The organism is Listeria cornellensis FSL F6-0969, from assembly GCF_000525855.1.
In the GTDB taxonomy this organism is placed as follows: Bacteria; Bacillota; Bacilli; order Lactobacillales; family Listeriaceae; genus Listeria_A; species Listeria_A cornellensis.
The window spans coordinates 80,455-96,656 of record NZ_AODE01000023.1; the positions used below are offsets into that span (position 1 = coordinate 80,455).

Sequence of the window (16,202 nt, forward strand, 5' to 3'; positions counted from 1 at the left end):
CTAGATGGCTATGATCCGATATCTGGGCATAATTTAACGAGTATGCAAAGTTTTTCCGTACTTGCAGGGATAGCGTCGGGAATGGTTGCGATTAAAGGTCGCGGGAGAGTTTATCCTAAGAGTACTGTCAACAAGGTCCAATCAGATTTGCGAATCAAAGAATATGGCGAACCAATTGTAATAAAAAGATCAATCAATACTTGGTTAATTAGAAGCTATGTTCGAGACGTGGAGCAACAAACAGGGCGTAAATTGGCAAATAATCAAGTAGATATGCTTAAGAATGCACTAAGAGCAAAAGAATATAATAAATTAACCCCAGACGAAACCAAAGTTCATAGACGGTCCTTCAATAAAGTGAAAAATTCGCTGATTAATGAATGGGAGTTAAAAACGGGACAAGTTTGGCCAACCTATTCAGATGATATTATATCCGTAAAAAATGGATCAGTTATTCGAAATAAAGGAGAATTATATGATGCTCATCATTTGATTGAAAATAATTTTGGAGGAGAACATGAATGGTGGAATATTCACCCTGCAAAGTTCCCTAATGAGCACCAAGCAGGCATTCATGGTGCTGGTTCACCAGGAAATGCATTATTTAAAGGAGTGAAAAAATAATGAAGTATAATTTTTTAATAGAAAATCCAAGTAACAAATTTTATTCAGTAGATTCGAGAGATATTGATACGGCACAGGGTGATTTAGACATCATATTCCCCCAAGAATTAATCGATATGTACACAAATATTGGCTATGGGTTTATTAAAGGATCGAGGCAAAATGTGAATAGACTTATGGACCCATTATCTATACGAGATTTCCGGTTAAAGCAAAATGATTTTGAATTCTTTCCAGATATTGAGGTATATGATGATTTAGAGGATGAACTAATTTTCTTTGAAGCAAATGAATCAGCCATGATATCCATCGGCTTATCTAATGGCAAGGCAGGAATAATTTTTTATGATGAGTTTAAAATTGCAGACACTCTAAATGATTTTTTAGAGAAGGTTGCGAAGAATGATATGTATTATATGGGTCTGATCGATTAATGAATAAGAGAAAGGGTTATTATGAGGAATGAAAAGTTATGATTTTCTAACACTTAAACCAATTTCAGAACATCAAAAAAGGTTACCTCCCCATGCCCTCATATTTAAATACTGAAAAATAACTAATATCAGGTTTTCAAATCTCCATGCCTGCGCTATTCTGAGATAAAATGGGGGATTATTCCTGTGGAAACAAAAGCGGAGTTATGAAATTGATTCAATTACAAAAACGACAAGTTAAATTTTATTGGTTCAGATATTTATGATAAGGAATAGAGCTAAATTGATTTTTATAAAATGAAGTAGGTAAGTTTTGTGACTAGAGATCAACTTAAAGATGACAAGTGCTTCAAAGAACATCTGATATATGAAAAAGAACACATTCAAAAATACTATAGAGCAAGTTATATTAGAGCGTGTGAAAGGTTATCTATCAGAGTATTATGTGGTAATATAAAGAAATAACAACTACGAGTTAGGAGGTCATAGCCATGAAAAAAAATTGTAGATGATGCTTTTGTTGTTTTCGGTATGATGTTTTTAGTTCTAATAGTAGCGTCTTATTTCACGGAGGTTGGTGAGCTTGTATATAACGGTAGAACTTATTTGCTTGTTCTTTTTATAGCCATCATTGTTGGAAGATACCTTAGATTGATAGTAAGCGCTAAAAGGGATAGGAAAAGTAGCTGAATATTCGTTAGTTTACGGTATAGATTCAGACACCACTAAACAGTGGCTAATGGAGGTGAGGCATTGTATAAAAAATGGAATGATTTTTATAATGAGCATCCTTATTGGAGTGTCTTGATAATAGCTATTGTAAGTGGTGTGGTAGGTATTTCAATAGAATTTATAGTAAATGGTGATTTTATAGAAACGGCGAGTTATGGAATATTATTTTATAACATTTTGATGTTGTTAAGTGCTAGGAGAAGAGCAAAAAAAAATGAAGAATAGTTAAATTAAAGAAAGGGCACACTGAAAAGGTGAGAATTTTTCTTGGGAGTGTAAAATAAACTCTGTAAATAATGAATCCTAGGTTCATTGTTTACTTTACATTCCTCAGTAATAGTAGATAGGGCTTATTCATATGTGTCAAAATCGGCACTACGAATAAGCTCTATTTCTTTTATACTTCTACTTCAATCTCAAATTTCTTCAAGAACTCTGAAAAATGGCCATGTAAACTATCAAACTCTAAGTATTCAAGAATAAGCATATTTTTCTCAATGACTTCGTATGCGTTTCCATCTTCGCCAAGCTTTATTCGTGCAATGGCATGGTTTAACTCGGAACACACCTTTTCATAAACCAATGTATATTTTTTTGCTTTTTCTATCGCTATCTCTGCAAAATTCTTGGCAGCTTGGAAATCTTCGTGTTCCAAACATAGTGTGGATAAATTCGTGTAAATATTTTGCTCAATATGCTGAAATTCAAGGAAGTATTGGAAGTTGCCCAGCCGTCTCAATGATGTACGTGAAAATAAGAGGGCTTCTTCTACCGTCAATGCATAGATAATATTGTTAAATAATTTTAGTTCATACAAATACCAATTATCCATTCCAAACAAATATTCTTTAATGGGTGTAACAAATTGGATCATATCATCATTTACCACATGACTAATGCTGTATGATATTAAGGCTTTACAAATCAACATATAGTGGTAATATGTGATATTTTCAGTTTTTTTCGTATAAATCTTTTGCTGTAACAGCCAGATTCTTAAGTTTTTCTGTGTCATCCATATTTGCCGCTTCGCTAATTTCCGATCGTATTTGTTGATTGAAAAGCATTTTTTGATCATTTTGAACAAATAAAAATTCTTCAAAGACGACGTTCAGCCTGTTTAGAAGTAGAAAAAATTTATCATAAGAAGGATAATAATTATTTGTCTCAATTTGGGAAAGATGTGAGCGAGTTAGAATCCCTTCGGATAGCTCTTTTTGCGTAAAGTTTTTATCTTTTCTAATTTTCTTAATGGTTTCTCCAAAATTCAAGATAGCGCCTCCAAACATATAGTTTATTTGATGGAAATAAGGAACAGAAACAACAAAATGATACAGATTAGCTATATCATGATGGTATCAGCGTTAGACAGCGGAGGAGTGAGAGGGCAGATGGTAGAGACTTTAATCTGGATAATTGTAGCCTAATGTAGCAAAGCCTATTCAGAGGGTAATCAAAGTAATCACTGAGTGAAAAATAAGACTTAAATCCATTATATAACATACGACTTACTTCGGCTAGCACTTAAGTAAATATAAATGATATATTTGGGTCTTATTTGTTAGATAAAGACAAAATCACTAATTTTTGAGATGAATGTGATAGGGTTTCGTGAGGAGGGTTCAGTTAGTTTTCTATGTTATGTAGTGAACTTGCTTTGAATCCTTTTGTTATAAATGATTCTAAAAACAATGAGGGATGAGCATATGCGGGGAAGTTTGTGGGGAGCCATGCGGAATTTGGTCGCAACGGCTATCGTTCTATGTCGGGAAGTTATGTCTTGGTTGGGATTATTCGTTCGGTACCATATGAGATGTCCGCATCATGGTGGCAAATCTTATGGGAATAAAAAAGGGTAAACTATTGAAAGGGTGGAAGGCATGTCTAATTTGACGCATTTGTTTACTGGGCCGGTGATTGCTCATGAAATAAAAATAGAAAATAAGACAAGGCACACACTTTTTGATACATATTTAGTAAGTGGGAATCAGTGCAGGCGGGGAAATGATTTCCGAGTTGGGGAGAAGCGGAGTATTTATCTTCCGGTTTCGAATTCAACGGTGTGTGAGCTGAATTTCACGATTTGGGGTGTGGAGTATCGTTTTCCGTTGCGTGAAAAAATAGATACGCGGAATCAGGCGCCAATCGTCGTTAATATCGTGACGGATGGGACGGCGAGTTTGGATGTGGAGACGTATCGGGAACAGCAGCAGGGCCCAAATGGTAAGCTGGTTTGGAAGGATTCTAAAATTATTGGGGGAACTTCGACGTTTTTCCTCGTTTTCTTTATTATTTGGCTGATGAATGTGCTTTAAAAATAGAAACTTAGAAAGCTGAAACACGATATCGACTTAAAAATCGATAACTGTTTTGGCTTTTTTTGTCGTTATTTTCAGCGTAATGCTCTATATTCGATAATAAACGAAAGTAAATGAAAATAAATGATTGACAAAGGGAGTAAATAAAAATATAATGGGGAGGTAATCAAGAAAGCGCTTTACTAAAAAAGAAGGAGATGTTCTTATGTGTCAAGAGAAAACAGGTCATGTTGTGTTAGGCAAAGATATCCCTCAAAAAATGAAAGCTATTGTTGCGTATGCCCCGGGTGATTATCGTTTGGAGGAGGTTGCTGTTCCAGAGATTGGACCCCACGAAATTTTAGTGAAGGTGGAATCGTGCGGAATTTGTGCGGGGGATTTGAAGGCTTTTGATGGGGCTCCTAGTTTTTGGGGCGACGCGAAGCAACCTGCATACATAAAGGCACCAATGATTCCAGGTCATGAGTTTATTGGACACGTTGTTGGTTATGGGGACCAAGTGACGCAGTTTGAGCTCGGTAATCGTGTTATTTCGGAGCAAATTGTACCGTGTTGGGATTGTCGTTTTTGTAAGCGTGGTCAGTATTGGATGTGCGAAAAACATGATTTATATGGGTTCCAGAAGAATGTAAACGGTGGCATGGCGGAATATATGAAATTTACGAAAGAAGCGATAAATTATTTGGTTCCGGATGATTTGCCGATTGAAAAAGCGATTTTGATTGAGCCTTATGCTTGTTCGTTCCATGCGGTGCAGCGTGCGAATATTAAATTGGGTGATGTCGTGGTGTTGGCTGGGGCTGGGACGCTGGGGTTGGGCATGATTGGCGCGATTAAGAAGTCAGGTCCGCAGAAATTGATTGTGCTGGATTTGTTCGAGGATCGGTTGGAGCTGGCGAAGAAATTTGGTGCGGATATGGTGCTGAATCCGGCGAAGGATGATGTGATCACGATTATTAAGGATTTGACGGATGGCTATGGTTGCGATATTTATATTGAGGCAACCGGGGCGCAAAAGTCGGTGGAGCAAGGGCTGACGCTGATTCGGAAGCTTGGAACTTTTGTGGAATTTTCGGTGTTTAAGGAGCCGGTGACGGTGGATTGGAGCATTATTAGTGATCGGAAGGAGCTGGACGTGCTGGGCTCGCATTTGGGGCCGTATTGTTATCCGCTTGTGATCGAAGGCATTCAAAATGGGGATTTACCGACAGATGGTGTCGTAACGCATACATTGCCGCTCGAGGATTTTAAGGCTGGTTTTGATTTGGTGAGAAGTGGTGCAGAGTCGCTGAAGGTCGTATTGAACCCAAACCTATAATCGAAAGGGGAACGTGACATGAAAAGTTTAACAAACAGAATCGGTTTGCCGCCAAAATTAATGATGGGGTACGCGGGACTTGTCGTCTTCATGATGGGTGAAGGTTTAGAGCAGGGCTGGTTGTCGCCGTTCTTGATCAGCGGCGGACTTTCGATTCAACAGTCGGCATTATTGTTTAGTGTTTACGGGATTGCGGCGGCGCTTGCGGCTTGGCTTTCTGGTGTTTTGTCGGAAATGTTTGGGGCGCAGCGAGTGATGACGGCGGGTGTGATTATTTTCATTATCGGTTCGGTGTTCTTTATTTCTGTCGGGCTACCGAGTCATAATTTATTCGTGATGATACCGACGTATGCCCTGCGCGGGTTCGGCTATCCGCTTTTTGCTTATTCGTTCCTCGTTTGGGTAGCGTATGAAGCACCTACGGAAAAACTAGGTTCAGCGGTCGGAATTTTCTGGTTTTGCTATAGTGGTGGGCTGAATGTATTGGGCGCGTTGTACTCAAGCATTGCGCTGCCGTACTTAGGTGAAATGAAAACCTTGTGGAGTGCGCTAGTCTTCGTTGTTGTCGGCGCGATGATTGCGATTTTCTTAAACCGTGAAAAAGTAGCGAAAAAAGGTACTGGCGAACGGCCAACGATGGCTTATTTATTGAAAGGAATCACAATCGCTTTTGAAAAACCGAAAATCGGGATGGGCGGTATTGTTCGGACGATTAATACATCGGCGGCGTATGGTTTCACGGTGTTTATGCCGTTGTTCTTCATGGAAATCGGCTTTACGCGTGGGGAATGGTTACAAATCTATGCGTGCCTTTGGTCGGTAAATATTATTTTCAACTTATTGTTTGGTGTGATTAGTGATCGGCTTGGTTGGCGGAATACGGTGATGTGGTTCGGCGGAATGGGTTGCGCGACGTTTACGGTGCTGTTTTATTACGTGCCGCTTTGGTCTGGTGCGAACTTCTTGCTGACGATGCTGATTGCGGGTTGCTTCGGCGCTTGCTTGGCGGCTTACGTGCCACTTTCGGCGATTATGCCAACGCTTGCTCCTGAAAATAAGGGTGCGGCGATGTCGATTTTGAATTTAGGCGCAGGGCTGAGTACATTTTTAGGGCCAGCTGTCGTGGGAATTTTTATTGGAAGTCTTGGTACGGTTGGGGTCATCTGGGTGTTCGCGGGACTTTACGTTTTTAGCGCCTTTTTGATGAAATTCGTGACCTTGCCGAAAAATCAGGATTTGGTGGTGCCGGCTGGTTCGGTGGATTAAATGCATTGGAGTGTTGGAAAATGAGAATTGGAATTGGTGCGGATCATAATGCGTTTGGAATGAAGGAAGCGTTGCGGCGGTACATCGAGGATTCGGGGAATGAGGTCGTTGATTTCGGCTGTTTCTCGGAGGATGAGGTGGATTATCCGGATATCGCGTTTCAAGTGGGAACGGCGATTCAGGCGGGTACGGTCGAGCGTGGCATCTTGGTTTGCGGGACGGGAATCGGGATGTCGATTGCGGCGAATAAGGTGCCGGGCATTCGTTCGGCGCAGTGCCACGATGTGTATTCGGCGGAGCGTGCCCAGCTGAGCAATGACGCGCAAATTATAACGCTCGGCGCAAAAGTAATCGGGCTGGAACTGGCGAAGAAAATTGTGGACGCGTATCTGGATGTAGCGTTTGCTGGCGGCCAATCGAAACGGAAAATTGATCAAATTTCAGATCAGGAGAGAGTCTATTTGAAGACGGGGAGTGTGGAAGGATGAAGAAGTTAATCAATGATGCGGATCATGTGGTGGAGGAAATGATTGATGGCTACGTGAAGGCGTTTCCACAATATGTGAAGCAGCTGGGAAATCCGCGTGCGCTAGTGCGTCAGACGCTTGATGCGGATAAGGTTGGCGTTTTGATTGGCGGCGGTTCGGGACATGAGCCGGCTTTCATGGGTTACGTTGGCGCGGGAATGGCGGACGGTGTGGCGGTCGGGAACATTTTTGCATCGCCGCCGCCGGGTCCGATTGTGGCCGTGACGGAAGCGATTGATCGAGGCAAGGGCGTGGTGTACGTTTACGGGAACTATGCTGGGGATATTATGAACTTCGGGATGGCCGCGGAAATGGCAGATTTGGAGCACGATATTGAGGTGACGTCTGTTGTTGTGACGGATGACGTTGCTTCGGCTCCTAAAACGGAGATGGCAAAGCGACGCGGTATCGCGGGTGAATTTTTCGTGACAAAAGTGGCGAGTGTGGCATCGGCGCTGGGCCATGATTTGGCGGGTGTGACGCGGCTTGCGAACCGTGCGAATGACGTGACGCGGACAATGGGCGTAGGCTTGTCACCGTGTTCGTTACCGCAAACTGGGAAGCCGAGTTTTACGCTGGCAGAGGATGAAATGGAAATCGGATTGGGCCATCACGGCGAACCCGGCATCGAAAAAGGTAAATTGGAGACAGCGGACAAAGTGGTAGATCGTCTGGTTACGGCGATTTTGGAAGATATGCCGATTGGGACGGGAGAAGAGGTTGCAGTGCTAATCAATGGGTTGGGCTCAACAACGCGAATGGAACTGCTGATTATGTTCCGGCGTGTGGAGCAACTTTTAAGCGAGCATGGTATTCAGATTTACCGGTCATTTATTGGGGATTACAGCACGTCGCTTGAGATGGGTGGCAGTTCGGTGACGCTGATAAAACTAGACGCGGAGCTAAAGGAATGTATCGACTACCCAGCTGATTGTCCGATGTATGTGCAGAAATAAGGAGGCGTGATGAGTATGTATAATGCGGCGAATTTTCGCGATTTTTTAAATAACGTGACGGAAACGATGGAACGGGAAAAAGATTATTTGTGCGAACTCGATCGAAAATTAGGCGACGGGGATCATGGTGTGACGATGTCGATTGGTTGGCAGGCAATCAAGAAAGAACTGGCGCAACAGGACGAATTAGATTGTTCCAAATTGGCGGTTCTGGCAGGAAAAACGTTCTTAGAAGCAGTCGGCTCTTCGGTTGGCCCGCTTTATGCGACGGGATTCTTGCGTGGAGCGAAGGTGATTAAGGGCAAAGAAGTGCTTAGCGACGCGGATTTGACGGTTTTTTGGCTGGCATTTATGGGCGGCGTGAAAGAACGCGGTCAGGCCGAAGTTGGCGATAAAACGATGATTGACACGTTGGAACCAGCGCGAATCGCACTGGAACACGCATTTTCCGAGTCGGGTAATTTTGAAGAAGCGTTTCGTGTGGCGATGGTTGCTGCAGAAGCAGGCATGATTTCAACCATCGATTTGCTATCTAAACGCGGTCGTTCCAGCAGACTTGGCGATCGTTCCCTCGGCAATCAAGATCCAGGGGCAACATCGGCCTATCTGATTTTGACGGATTTTCTCGTGAGTTTGCCAGAAAGCGTACTAGAGTAAAAATCAAAACGAGGAGTGACGAAAATGTTTGATAAAAATTTTGCGTTAACAGATAAAGTAGCCATCGTAACTGGCGGTGCAAGTGGGATTGGGCGGGCGATCGTGGAACTGTTCTTCGAAAAAGGTGCGCGGGTCGTGCTCGTCGATATTAAGGAGGACGTAGCCGAAATCGCGCAACAAATCGGCGGTGCACGAGCGCTCGGAATCCAAGCCGACATTACGAAAAAAGAAACCGTAGAACGCGTGATGGCAACCGTTTTAGAGCAATTCGGTAGTGTCGATATCGTAGTGAACTCAGCAGGCATAGCCCTTCTCGAAAAAGCAGCGGACCTTCCCGAATCTTACTGGGACAAGACGATGGAGCTGAATCTAAAAGCATCTTTCCTCATTGCGCAAGCAGCTGGAAATGTAATGATCAAACAAGGCCGTGGTGGGAAAATCGTCAACATTGCCTCTCAAGCCTCGGTCGTCGCGCTCGATAAACATGTAGCGTACTGCGCGAGTAAGGCCGCGATTGTCTCAATGACGCAAGTTTTAGCGATGGAATGGGCGCCTCATAAAATCAATGTAAACGCCATTTCGCCGACCGTTATCCTGACAGAACTCGGAAAAAAAAGCATGGGCCGGAGAAGTCGGCGAAGCGATGAAAAAACAGATTCCGATTGGCCGTTTTGGCTATCCAGAAGAAGTCGCAGCCTCGGCATTATTTTTAGCAAGCGACGCCGCGAATTTAATCACCGGTGAAAATCTAGTGATCGACGGCGGCTACACCATTCAATAAAAGGAGGACGCATATGTCACTCATGGATCAACAAATGATAAAAACGTTACGCGTACTATCGATGGACATGGTCGAACAGGCGAACTCAGGACATCCAGGGCTACCGATGGGCGCGGCACCAATGGCTTTCACCTTATGGAAAAATCATTTAAAATTTAATCCGGCGCATCCGAACTGGTTCAACCGCGACCGCTTCATTTTGTCTGCCGGTCACGGCTCCGCGCTACTTTATAGTCTGCTTCACGTTTTTGGCTACGATGTTAGCAAAGAAGACCTGCGCAATTTTCGGCAAAAAGACAGTGCAACGCCAGGTCATCCGGAATTCGGCCACACGCCAGGCGTCGACGCAACAACTGGTCCACTCGGTCAAGGCATCGCGATGGGCGTCGGAATGGCGATGTCAGAAGCCCATCTTGCCGCGATGTTCAATAAGGAATCCCACGACGTCATCGATCACCACACGTACGTCTTGTGTGGCGACGGTTGCTTGATGGAGGGCATATCCTATGAAGCAAGCTCACTCGCCGGCCATCTGCAACTCGGAAAACTCATCGTGCTCTACGATTCCAACGATATTTCCCTAGACGGCAATCTTGCGCAGAGTTTTTCCGAAGACATCGATTTGCGTTTTCGCTCAGCAGGCTGGCAAACCTTGCGGGTTCCCGATGGAAATGATGTCGAGGCCATCAACAGCGCCATTTTCCTAGCGAAAGCCGAGACCAACAAACCGACTTTGATCGAGATTAAAACGATAATTGGCGATGGAAGTCCAAGCAAAGCAGGCACAGCCGCAGCACATGGCGCACCACTTGGCAAAGCAGAAATCGCCCAAATCAAGAAAAACTACGGCTGGGAACTAGAACCATTTGAGCTACCAAAAACAGTCGGCTATCAAAAAGACTACTATTTATCTAAAGGAAATCATCGCGAATCGAAGTGGCTCCAAGCGTTCAATAAATACAGAAACGATTACCCAGAAGAAGCGGAAAAACTGCAACGCCTTATCGACAATCAAGAAACCGCGGATCAAGCACTTGTTTTACCGACATACACGACAAACGATGCCCCGGTGGCGACAAGAGACGTTTCCGGTACGCTTTTAAACGAGCTAGCACACCAATTACCAAGCCTATTTGGCGGTTCGGCAGATTTGTCATCTTCTAACAAAACGATGCTCAACAACAGCGATGACTTCCTCGCTAACCACTACGAAGGCAAAAATATCTGGTTTGGCGTCCGCGAATTTGCGATGGGTGGTATTTTGAATGGAATGGCTTTGCACGGTGGAATCAAGCCATATGGCGCTACTTTTTTCGTATTCTCAGACTACTTAAGGAGCGCGATTCGGTCGGCAGCTCTCATGAATCTTCCAGTAACATACGTGATGACGCACGATTCGATCATGGTTGGAGAAGACGGCCCAACACACGAGCCAATCGAGCACCTCGCCTCATTCCGAGCGATGCCAAACCTCGTCGTTTTAAGACCAGCTGATGCGAATGAAACGGTTGCCAGCTACAAATATGCGCTAACACAACAAGAAAACCCAGTCATGCTCGTACTCAGCCGTCAAGCGCTGCCAATCCTGCCAACCACAGACACGAAAGCGGAAACAGACGTCGAAAAAGGCGCATACATCCTAGCCGAATCACCGACTACAACAACAGACATGCTCCTAATCGCAACCGGTTCAGAAGTTTCCCTAGCAATGGAAGTCCGCGAACGCTTGGCGACAGAACAAATCGGTGCCCGCGTCATCAGTATGCCGAGTTGGGAACTATTTGAACGCCAATCCGCAGACTACCAAGAGGCCATACTCCCAAGCGAAATCACACACCGGATAGCAATCGAGATGGCCTCATCCCAAGGCTGGCACAAATACGTCGGTGACAAAGGCAACATCATCGCGATTGATACATTCGGAAAATCAGGACCAGGCGCAGAACTTGCCGAAGATTTTGGCTTCTCCGCTGAAAAAATAACAGATCAAATTTTGGCGACACTACAAAAGAATTAAGCAAGAGAGTCTGAGCGCGGCGCATGCTTGCTTAGACTCTCTTTTATTTGTCAGATACTACAATTATTGGTAGGCATGTGGTAAAATAAAAGTGTGATTTATTGAAAGTAAATAGAAGAAAACGATGAATTACACCATTATATGAAAAGTAGGTGAAAATCCATGTTCGCAAATCAACGTCGAAGTGAGATTTTACATAGGGTGCAAGAACAAAAAACAGTGTCCGTCAACGAGCTGAGCGAGAAATTAAACGTCTCCGCAGCAACCGTTCGGGCCGATTTAAATAGCATGGAAAAGCAAGGATTACTCACACGAACACACGGTGGCGCCATGATGAAAGAAAAAGACGACATCGACAAAAAATACGCCGTCCGCGAAAAGAAACACCGCTCTGAGAAACAGCGCATTGCAGCTGCAGCTTTTGAATATATCGAAGACGACCAATGCATCATACTCGATGCCAGCACGACTTGTTTTGAACTCGCGAAATTCATTAAAGAATCGACGAAACGCCTAACCATCGTGACGAGCGGTTTAACGACAGCCACGATGCTAAAAGAAAATCCGAATTTGACAGTGATCATCATCGGCGGCATTGTCCGCAGTGGTTCGAATTCGATTGAAGGTCTGATCGGACACGAATTGTTGAAGAAAGTAAACGTTGACATTCTATTCACGTCCGCGTACGCACTGAACGCCTCGGATGGCCTGACCGATTTTAGCCTATATGAAGTCGAACTCAAACGCGAAATGGTTGCCACCGCCCGAAAAACAATCGCACTTGTGGATAATAGCAAAATCGATAAAAGTTCCATCGCCACATTTGCAAAGATCGAAGACATCGAATTATTAGTAACAGACCAAGCTCTATCACCAGACTTGGCGGCATATTTTAGTGCTACAAAAGTTCCCATCGATATCGCGAACTAGCAATAGCTAGCTCCATGCACCTTTATGTGATCGAATTCACTACCTGTTTTGTATACTGGTGATAGGTGTGCAGTGTTCTTTTACGTATGAGTTTTGACCGCATTTTCATTGTCACACTTCGCTCATATTTGTATGATAGATTAAGAAGTCTGCCAAAAATATGAATCTTTAGTGACAAATAACCAAATCACCTATCATAATTTTTCTTACTGTGATAGGATAACTAAGTAATTAATTTTTCGAAAAATAATGATGAAAAAGCAATGGAAATGCAAAATTGATAAACAACACACGAATCCATTCAAGGTCATCAGTTTTTCGCAGTAATTACTATTCCGAGAAATGAAAGAGGCTATAATCAAATGAATGACAAAATGAAAAAAAATAATCAGCGTATTGACAGTAACATCTATTATAGGAACAAGTGTTGTAATACCATCTAATGTCCTTTTTGAAACACCAGTAAAAGCGGCATCTGTAAACTCTAAAATGGCAACAGATGCAGTATTAGCGCTTTTCGCAAACAATAACCCAAGCACCAATGTCCTTAAACTGACAACTGATCAGCAGGCAATTGATTCTGCGCAACAATTAGTAGAGGCAGCGGTGGGGGTTACCGAAGCAGTGAGAGCGAACATGCAAGCAGCTATCGTGCAGGCGGAAGGTTTATTGAAAGTAAGGAATACACCACTAGACTATAGCCTATTTGCGGATGACGCAGATATAACATCAACAGCTATTACAGGAATAATGGGTCAAGGCATTACAAGTGTGCGCCTACTTATAGATGGTGCTGTGAAGGCAAATGGGACACTGAATGCGGACGGAAGCTACAGCATTCCCACAAATGATTTCATCACACAAGGCTCAAAAGTAGAGGTAGCAGGATACAATGGTACAGCAGAAGTAGCCCGAAAAAACAGTAAGAGTCAGCAACAATGAAAAACCGCTTGCACCAGGAGCAAATGAAGCATTAGCAAAAACCATGGCAGCGAATGCAGTATCGGCCTTGTTCCAAGACGATAAATCAAGCACAAATACATTGAAACCAACGACTGCTCAAAAAACAATTGATTTTGCCCAAAATATGATTAATGTCGTTCAAACTCCAGCCGTAAAGGCAGGTTTGCAATTAGATCTAGACAAAGCCCAAAATCTATTGAATGCGTCAAAGCCACCAGTGAATTTCGACATAACTGTAGCGCCATTCAAACTCGGTAAAGACAACTACGTAACAGGCCAATTTTCTGGGGACATCGCGAAGATTAGTTTAACAGTCAACAACAACGCAGAAGGAAGCAAAATCAATGTTACCGCACCAGACTTTAAGTACTACGCAAACAACGTGATTCACAATCAAACAGACATCGTGATATTAAAGGCCTATGATGGCAACGGCAAATTACTTGTCACGAAAACAGTCACAGTGACAAAAGACACGCCAGTGCTAAAGGGGTCTATCAGTTCCTTAACGCCATTCCAACTCGGTAAAGACAGCTATATCACAGGTACATTTACAGGTGACATCGTCAAAGTAGAATTACAAATTAATGAAGTACCATTACAGCGCATCAACGTAACAGATGGCACCATCAAATACTACGCAAAACCAAATATCAAGACGACGACTGATCCCGTTGTATTGGTAGCCTTTAACGCAGCGGGCGAAGCAGTTAGCAGTAAAGAAGTGACGTTTGCATCGACGGGCACGACAAACGGTGATGTGACAGTCAATCCGTTCCTACTTGGTAAAGATGGTTATGTGAAAGGTCAATTTACAGGTGACGTAGCAAAAATCAGCTTAACGGTGAAGCAAGCGAAGGGGTCAACAATTAGTGTTCCAACAATAGGACCAGACTTCCAATACTACGCTAAAACATTGATTAAGAATCGGACAGATGAGGTCACCTTGACTGCGTACAATGCACTTGGTGGCGAGATTAAAACGGTGAGTGTACCAGTATTATAAACTCCTGATGAAAAACATCGATCTACAGCAATTTTTCTATCATAATAGAGAAATAAGCTGTAGGTCGATATTTCTTTATTAACAAACAACACATGAACATCTATCCAATATTATTCATGTGTTGTAGTAAATATTACTACAAAAGGAAATGAAAGAGGTTATGAACAAAATGAAGAATAAAATGAGAAGAATAGTTAGCGTATTAACGGTAGCATCCATTTTAGGAACAAGTATTGTTACACCATTTAACGTACTTTTCGAAACAACGGTAAAAGCAGCTGTATTAGCAACAGCGCCAATTTATACTGCGCCAACGGAACAACCAGCATCTAAAAACTTTTCAAAAACTAATGTCTCTGCATATTTACCATTAATTGAGTTTTATGATGTATACCTAGAAATTGATATGACTAAAATAGCTAAAGGATATGGCTTGCAAGTGAAGCTTCCAGATGGAACAATTCACACGCAATACTCCACTACTGCTGCTGGTGCATCTGAAAAAATGTATGTAGATGTACTCAATCAAAAATACAATAAAAATACACGCATTAGTATCAATGTAATCTACCAGATGGGAAAATATTAGAGCAAAATGATGCAGCTTTAACCGCTGCCGATTTTGTAGGTGACTTTGAAAACGGACTTCAAGACTTTGGTCAAAAAGTTTATAACTTGTATCAAAATACAATGTTTGTCACAATCGCGCAAGGAATCACACAAGCCGACGTAGATGCAGCAGAAAATGCGGCACTGAATGTTGGAGATTCTGGAGAAAAAATCCGCTTGATGAATCTTTTAAATGAAGCGCATCAACAATTTGATACGAATACTAATGTACAATTAAGACAACAGAATGAAGCGGCTCGCAAAGCTGTTAATGGATTATTCAATAACGATACACCAACAAGTGGTGCTGTTAAGTCTAATTTAACACAAAGTGCAATTGATGCGGCCAAAAATTTGGTAAACCAATTAGTAGATTCCACCGTAAAAGCAAACATGCAAAAAGATCTAGACAAAGCCCAAAATCTATTGAATGCGTCAAAGCCACCAGTGAATTTCGACATAACTGTAGCGCCATTCAAACTCGGTAAAGACAACTACGTAACAGGCCAATTTTCTGGGGACATCGCGAAGATTAGTTTAACAGTCAACAATAACGCAGAAGGAAGCAAAATCAATGTTACCGCACCAGACTTTAAGTACTACGCAAACAACGTGATTCGCAGCCAAACAGACATCGTGATATTAAAAGCCTATGATGGCAACGGCAAATTACTTGTCACGAAAACAGTCACAGTGACAAAAGATGCGCCAGCACTAGTACCAACGGGAGCTATCAGTTCCATAACGCCATTCCAACTCGGTAAAGACAGCTATATCACAGGTACATTTACAGGTGACATCGTCAAAGTAGAATTACAAGTTAATAAAGCGCCATTACAGCGCATCAACGTAACAGGTGGCACTATCAAATACTACGCAAAGCCAAATATCACGAAGACGACAGATGTTGTAGAATTGGTAGCCTTTAACGCAGCGGGCGAAGCAGTTAGCAGTAAAGAAGTGACGTTTGCATCGACGGGCACGACAAACGGTGATGTGACAGTCAATCCGTTCCTACTTGGTAAAGATGGTTATGTGAAAGGTCAATGTAAATTGACCTTTCA

General features: G+C 42.8%; 18 protein-coding genes and 1 pseudogene. 17 read left to right on the forward strand and 2 right to left on the reverse strand.

Annotated elements, in window-relative coordinates; translation table 11 throughout:
- The first annotated feature begins 81 nt into the window (after window positions 1-81).
- From PCORN_RS11000 to PCORN_RS11010, 3 genes are all read left to right on the forward strand, one after another.
- Window positions 82-624, forward strand: coding sequence for an HNH endonuclease (locus tag PCORN_RS11000; RefSeq protein WP_149024324.1), 543 nt, complete (start codon window positions 82-84; stop codon window positions 622-624).
- Complete coding sequence (locus PCORN_RS11005; protein WP_036080391.1) at window positions 624-1,058, forward strand: SMI1/KNR4 family protein; 435 nt, start codon at window positions 624-626, stop codon at window positions 1,056-1,058. Before PCORN_RS11000 ends, PCORN_RS11005 begins: the two co-directional genes overlap by 1 nt.
- Before the next feature lie 753 nt (window positions 1,059-1,811).
- Window positions 1,812-2,015, forward strand: coding sequence for a hypothetical protein (locus PCORN_RS11010; protein WP_036080394.1), 204 nt, complete (start codon window positions 1,812-1,814; stop codon window positions 2,013-2,015).
- A 172-nt stretch (window positions 2,016-2,187) separates the two neighbouring features.
- Here PCORN_RS11010 and PCORN_RS11015 read toward each other — a convergent pair whose 3' ends face one another.
- Window positions 2,188-2,805, reverse strand: coding sequence for an Rgg family transcriptional regulator (locus tag PCORN_RS11015; protein ID WP_159102573.1), 618 nt, complete (start codon window positions 2,803-2,805; stop codon window positions 2,188-2,190).
- Window positions 2,744-3,061 carry a helix-turn-helix domain-containing protein gene (locus tag PCORN_RS11020; RefSeq protein WP_036080399.1) on the reverse strand — a complete coding sequence of 106 codons (318 nt, stop codon included), beginning with the start codon at window positions 3,059-3,061 and terminating at the stop codon, window positions 2,744-2,746. Before PCORN_RS11020 ends, PCORN_RS11015 begins: the two co-directional genes overlap by 62 nt.
- Before the next feature lie 449 nt (window positions 3,062-3,510).
- Here PCORN_RS11020 and PCORN_RS20875 point away from each other — a divergent pair, with 449 nt between their 5' ends.
- The 14 genes and pseudogenes from PCORN_RS20875 to PCORN_RS11085 all read left to right on the forward strand — a co-directional run.
- Window positions 3,511-3,639, forward strand: coding sequence for a hypothetical protein (locus PCORN_RS20875; protein ID WP_277620192.1), 129 nt, complete (start codon window positions 3,511-3,513; stop codon window positions 3,637-3,639).
- Window positions 3,640-3,670: 31 nt separating this feature from the next.
- A complete protein-coding gene (locus PCORN_RS11025; protein WP_036080402.1) occupies window positions 3,671-4,105 on the forward strand; it encodes a hypothetical protein in 435 nt (144 codons plus the stop codon).
- 208 nt (window positions 4,106-4,313) lie between these two features.
- The gene (locus PCORN_RS11030; protein ID WP_036080405.1) at window positions 4,314-5,426 is read left to right on the forward strand and encodes an MDR/zinc-dependent alcohol dehydrogenase-like family protein; all 1,113 of its coding nucleotides are present in this window, start codon (window positions 4,314-4,316) and stop codon (window positions 5,424-5,426) included.
- Window positions 5,427-5,444: 18 nt separating this feature from the next.
- Window positions 5,445-6,692, forward strand: a complete 1,248-nt coding sequence (locus tag PCORN_RS11035; RefSeq protein WP_036080408.1) for an MFS transporter — start codon at window positions 5,445-5,447, stop codon at window positions 6,690-6,692.
- 20 nt (window positions 6,693-6,712) lie between these two features.
- Window positions 6,713-7,180, forward strand: a complete 468-nt coding sequence (gene rpiB, locus PCORN_RS11040; protein WP_036080411.1) for a ribose 5-phosphate isomerase B — start codon at window positions 6,713-6,715, stop codon at window positions 7,178-7,180.
- On the forward strand, window positions 7,177-8,175 hold the full coding sequence (locus PCORN_RS11045; protein ID WP_036080414.1) for a dihydroxyacetone kinase subunit DhaK: 999 nt from the start codon (window positions 7,177-7,179) through the stop codon (window positions 8,173-8,175). The genes rpiB and PCORN_RS11045 overlap by 4 nt, the downstream gene beginning before the upstream one ends.
- 9 nt (window positions 8,176-8,184) lie before the next feature.
- Window positions 8,185-8,832, forward strand: a complete 648-nt coding sequence (dhaL, locus tag PCORN_RS11050) for a dihydroxyacetone kinase subunit DhaL (RefSeq protein ID WP_036080416.1) — start codon at window positions 8,185-8,187, stop codon at window positions 8,830-8,832.
- 24 nt (window positions 8,833-8,856) lie between these two features.
- A pseudogene (locus PCORN_RS11055) lies at window positions 8,857-9,544 on the forward strand (GolD/DthD family dehydrogenase); the annotation flags it as partial.
- Between the two features lie 82 nt (window positions 9,545-9,626).
- Window positions 9,627-11,630: a transketolase gene (gene tkt, locus PCORN_RS11060; protein ID WP_036080419.1), complete on the forward strand. Its 2,004-nt coding sequence runs from the start codon at window positions 9,627-9,629 to the stop codon at window positions 11,628-11,630.
- Between the two features lie 162 nt (window positions 11,631-11,792).
- Window positions 11,793-12,560 carry a DeoR/GlpR family DNA-binding transcription regulator gene (locus PCORN_RS11065; protein WP_036080421.1) on the forward strand — a complete coding sequence of 256 codons (768 nt, stop codon included), beginning with the start codon at window positions 11,793-11,795 and terminating at the stop codon, window positions 12,558-12,560.
- Window positions 12,561-12,956: 396 nt separating this feature from the next.
- Complete coding sequence (locus PCORN_RS11070; protein ID WP_149024325.1) at window positions 12,957-13,502, forward strand: hypothetical protein; 546 nt, start codon at window positions 12,957-12,959, stop codon at window positions 13,500-13,502.
- Between the two features lie 43 nt (window positions 13,503-13,545).
- The gene (locus tag PCORN_RS11075) at window positions 13,546-14,529 is read left to right on the forward strand and encodes an immunoglobulin-like domain-containing protein (RefSeq protein ID WP_036080426.1); all 984 of its coding nucleotides are present in this window, start codon (window positions 13,546-13,548) and stop codon (window positions 14,527-14,529) included.
- Between the two features lie 169 nt (window positions 14,530-14,698).
- Window positions 14,699-15,118: a hypothetical protein gene (locus PCORN_RS11080; RefSeq protein WP_036080429.1), complete on the forward strand. Its 420-nt coding sequence runs from the start codon at window positions 14,699-14,701 to the stop codon at window positions 15,116-15,118.
- A gap of 86 nt (window positions 15,119-15,204) precedes the next feature.
- The coding region (locus PCORN_RS11085) for an immunoglobulin-like domain-containing protein (RefSeq protein ID WP_036080431.1) at window positions 15,205-16,202 on the forward strand (998 nt) is incomplete at its 3' end.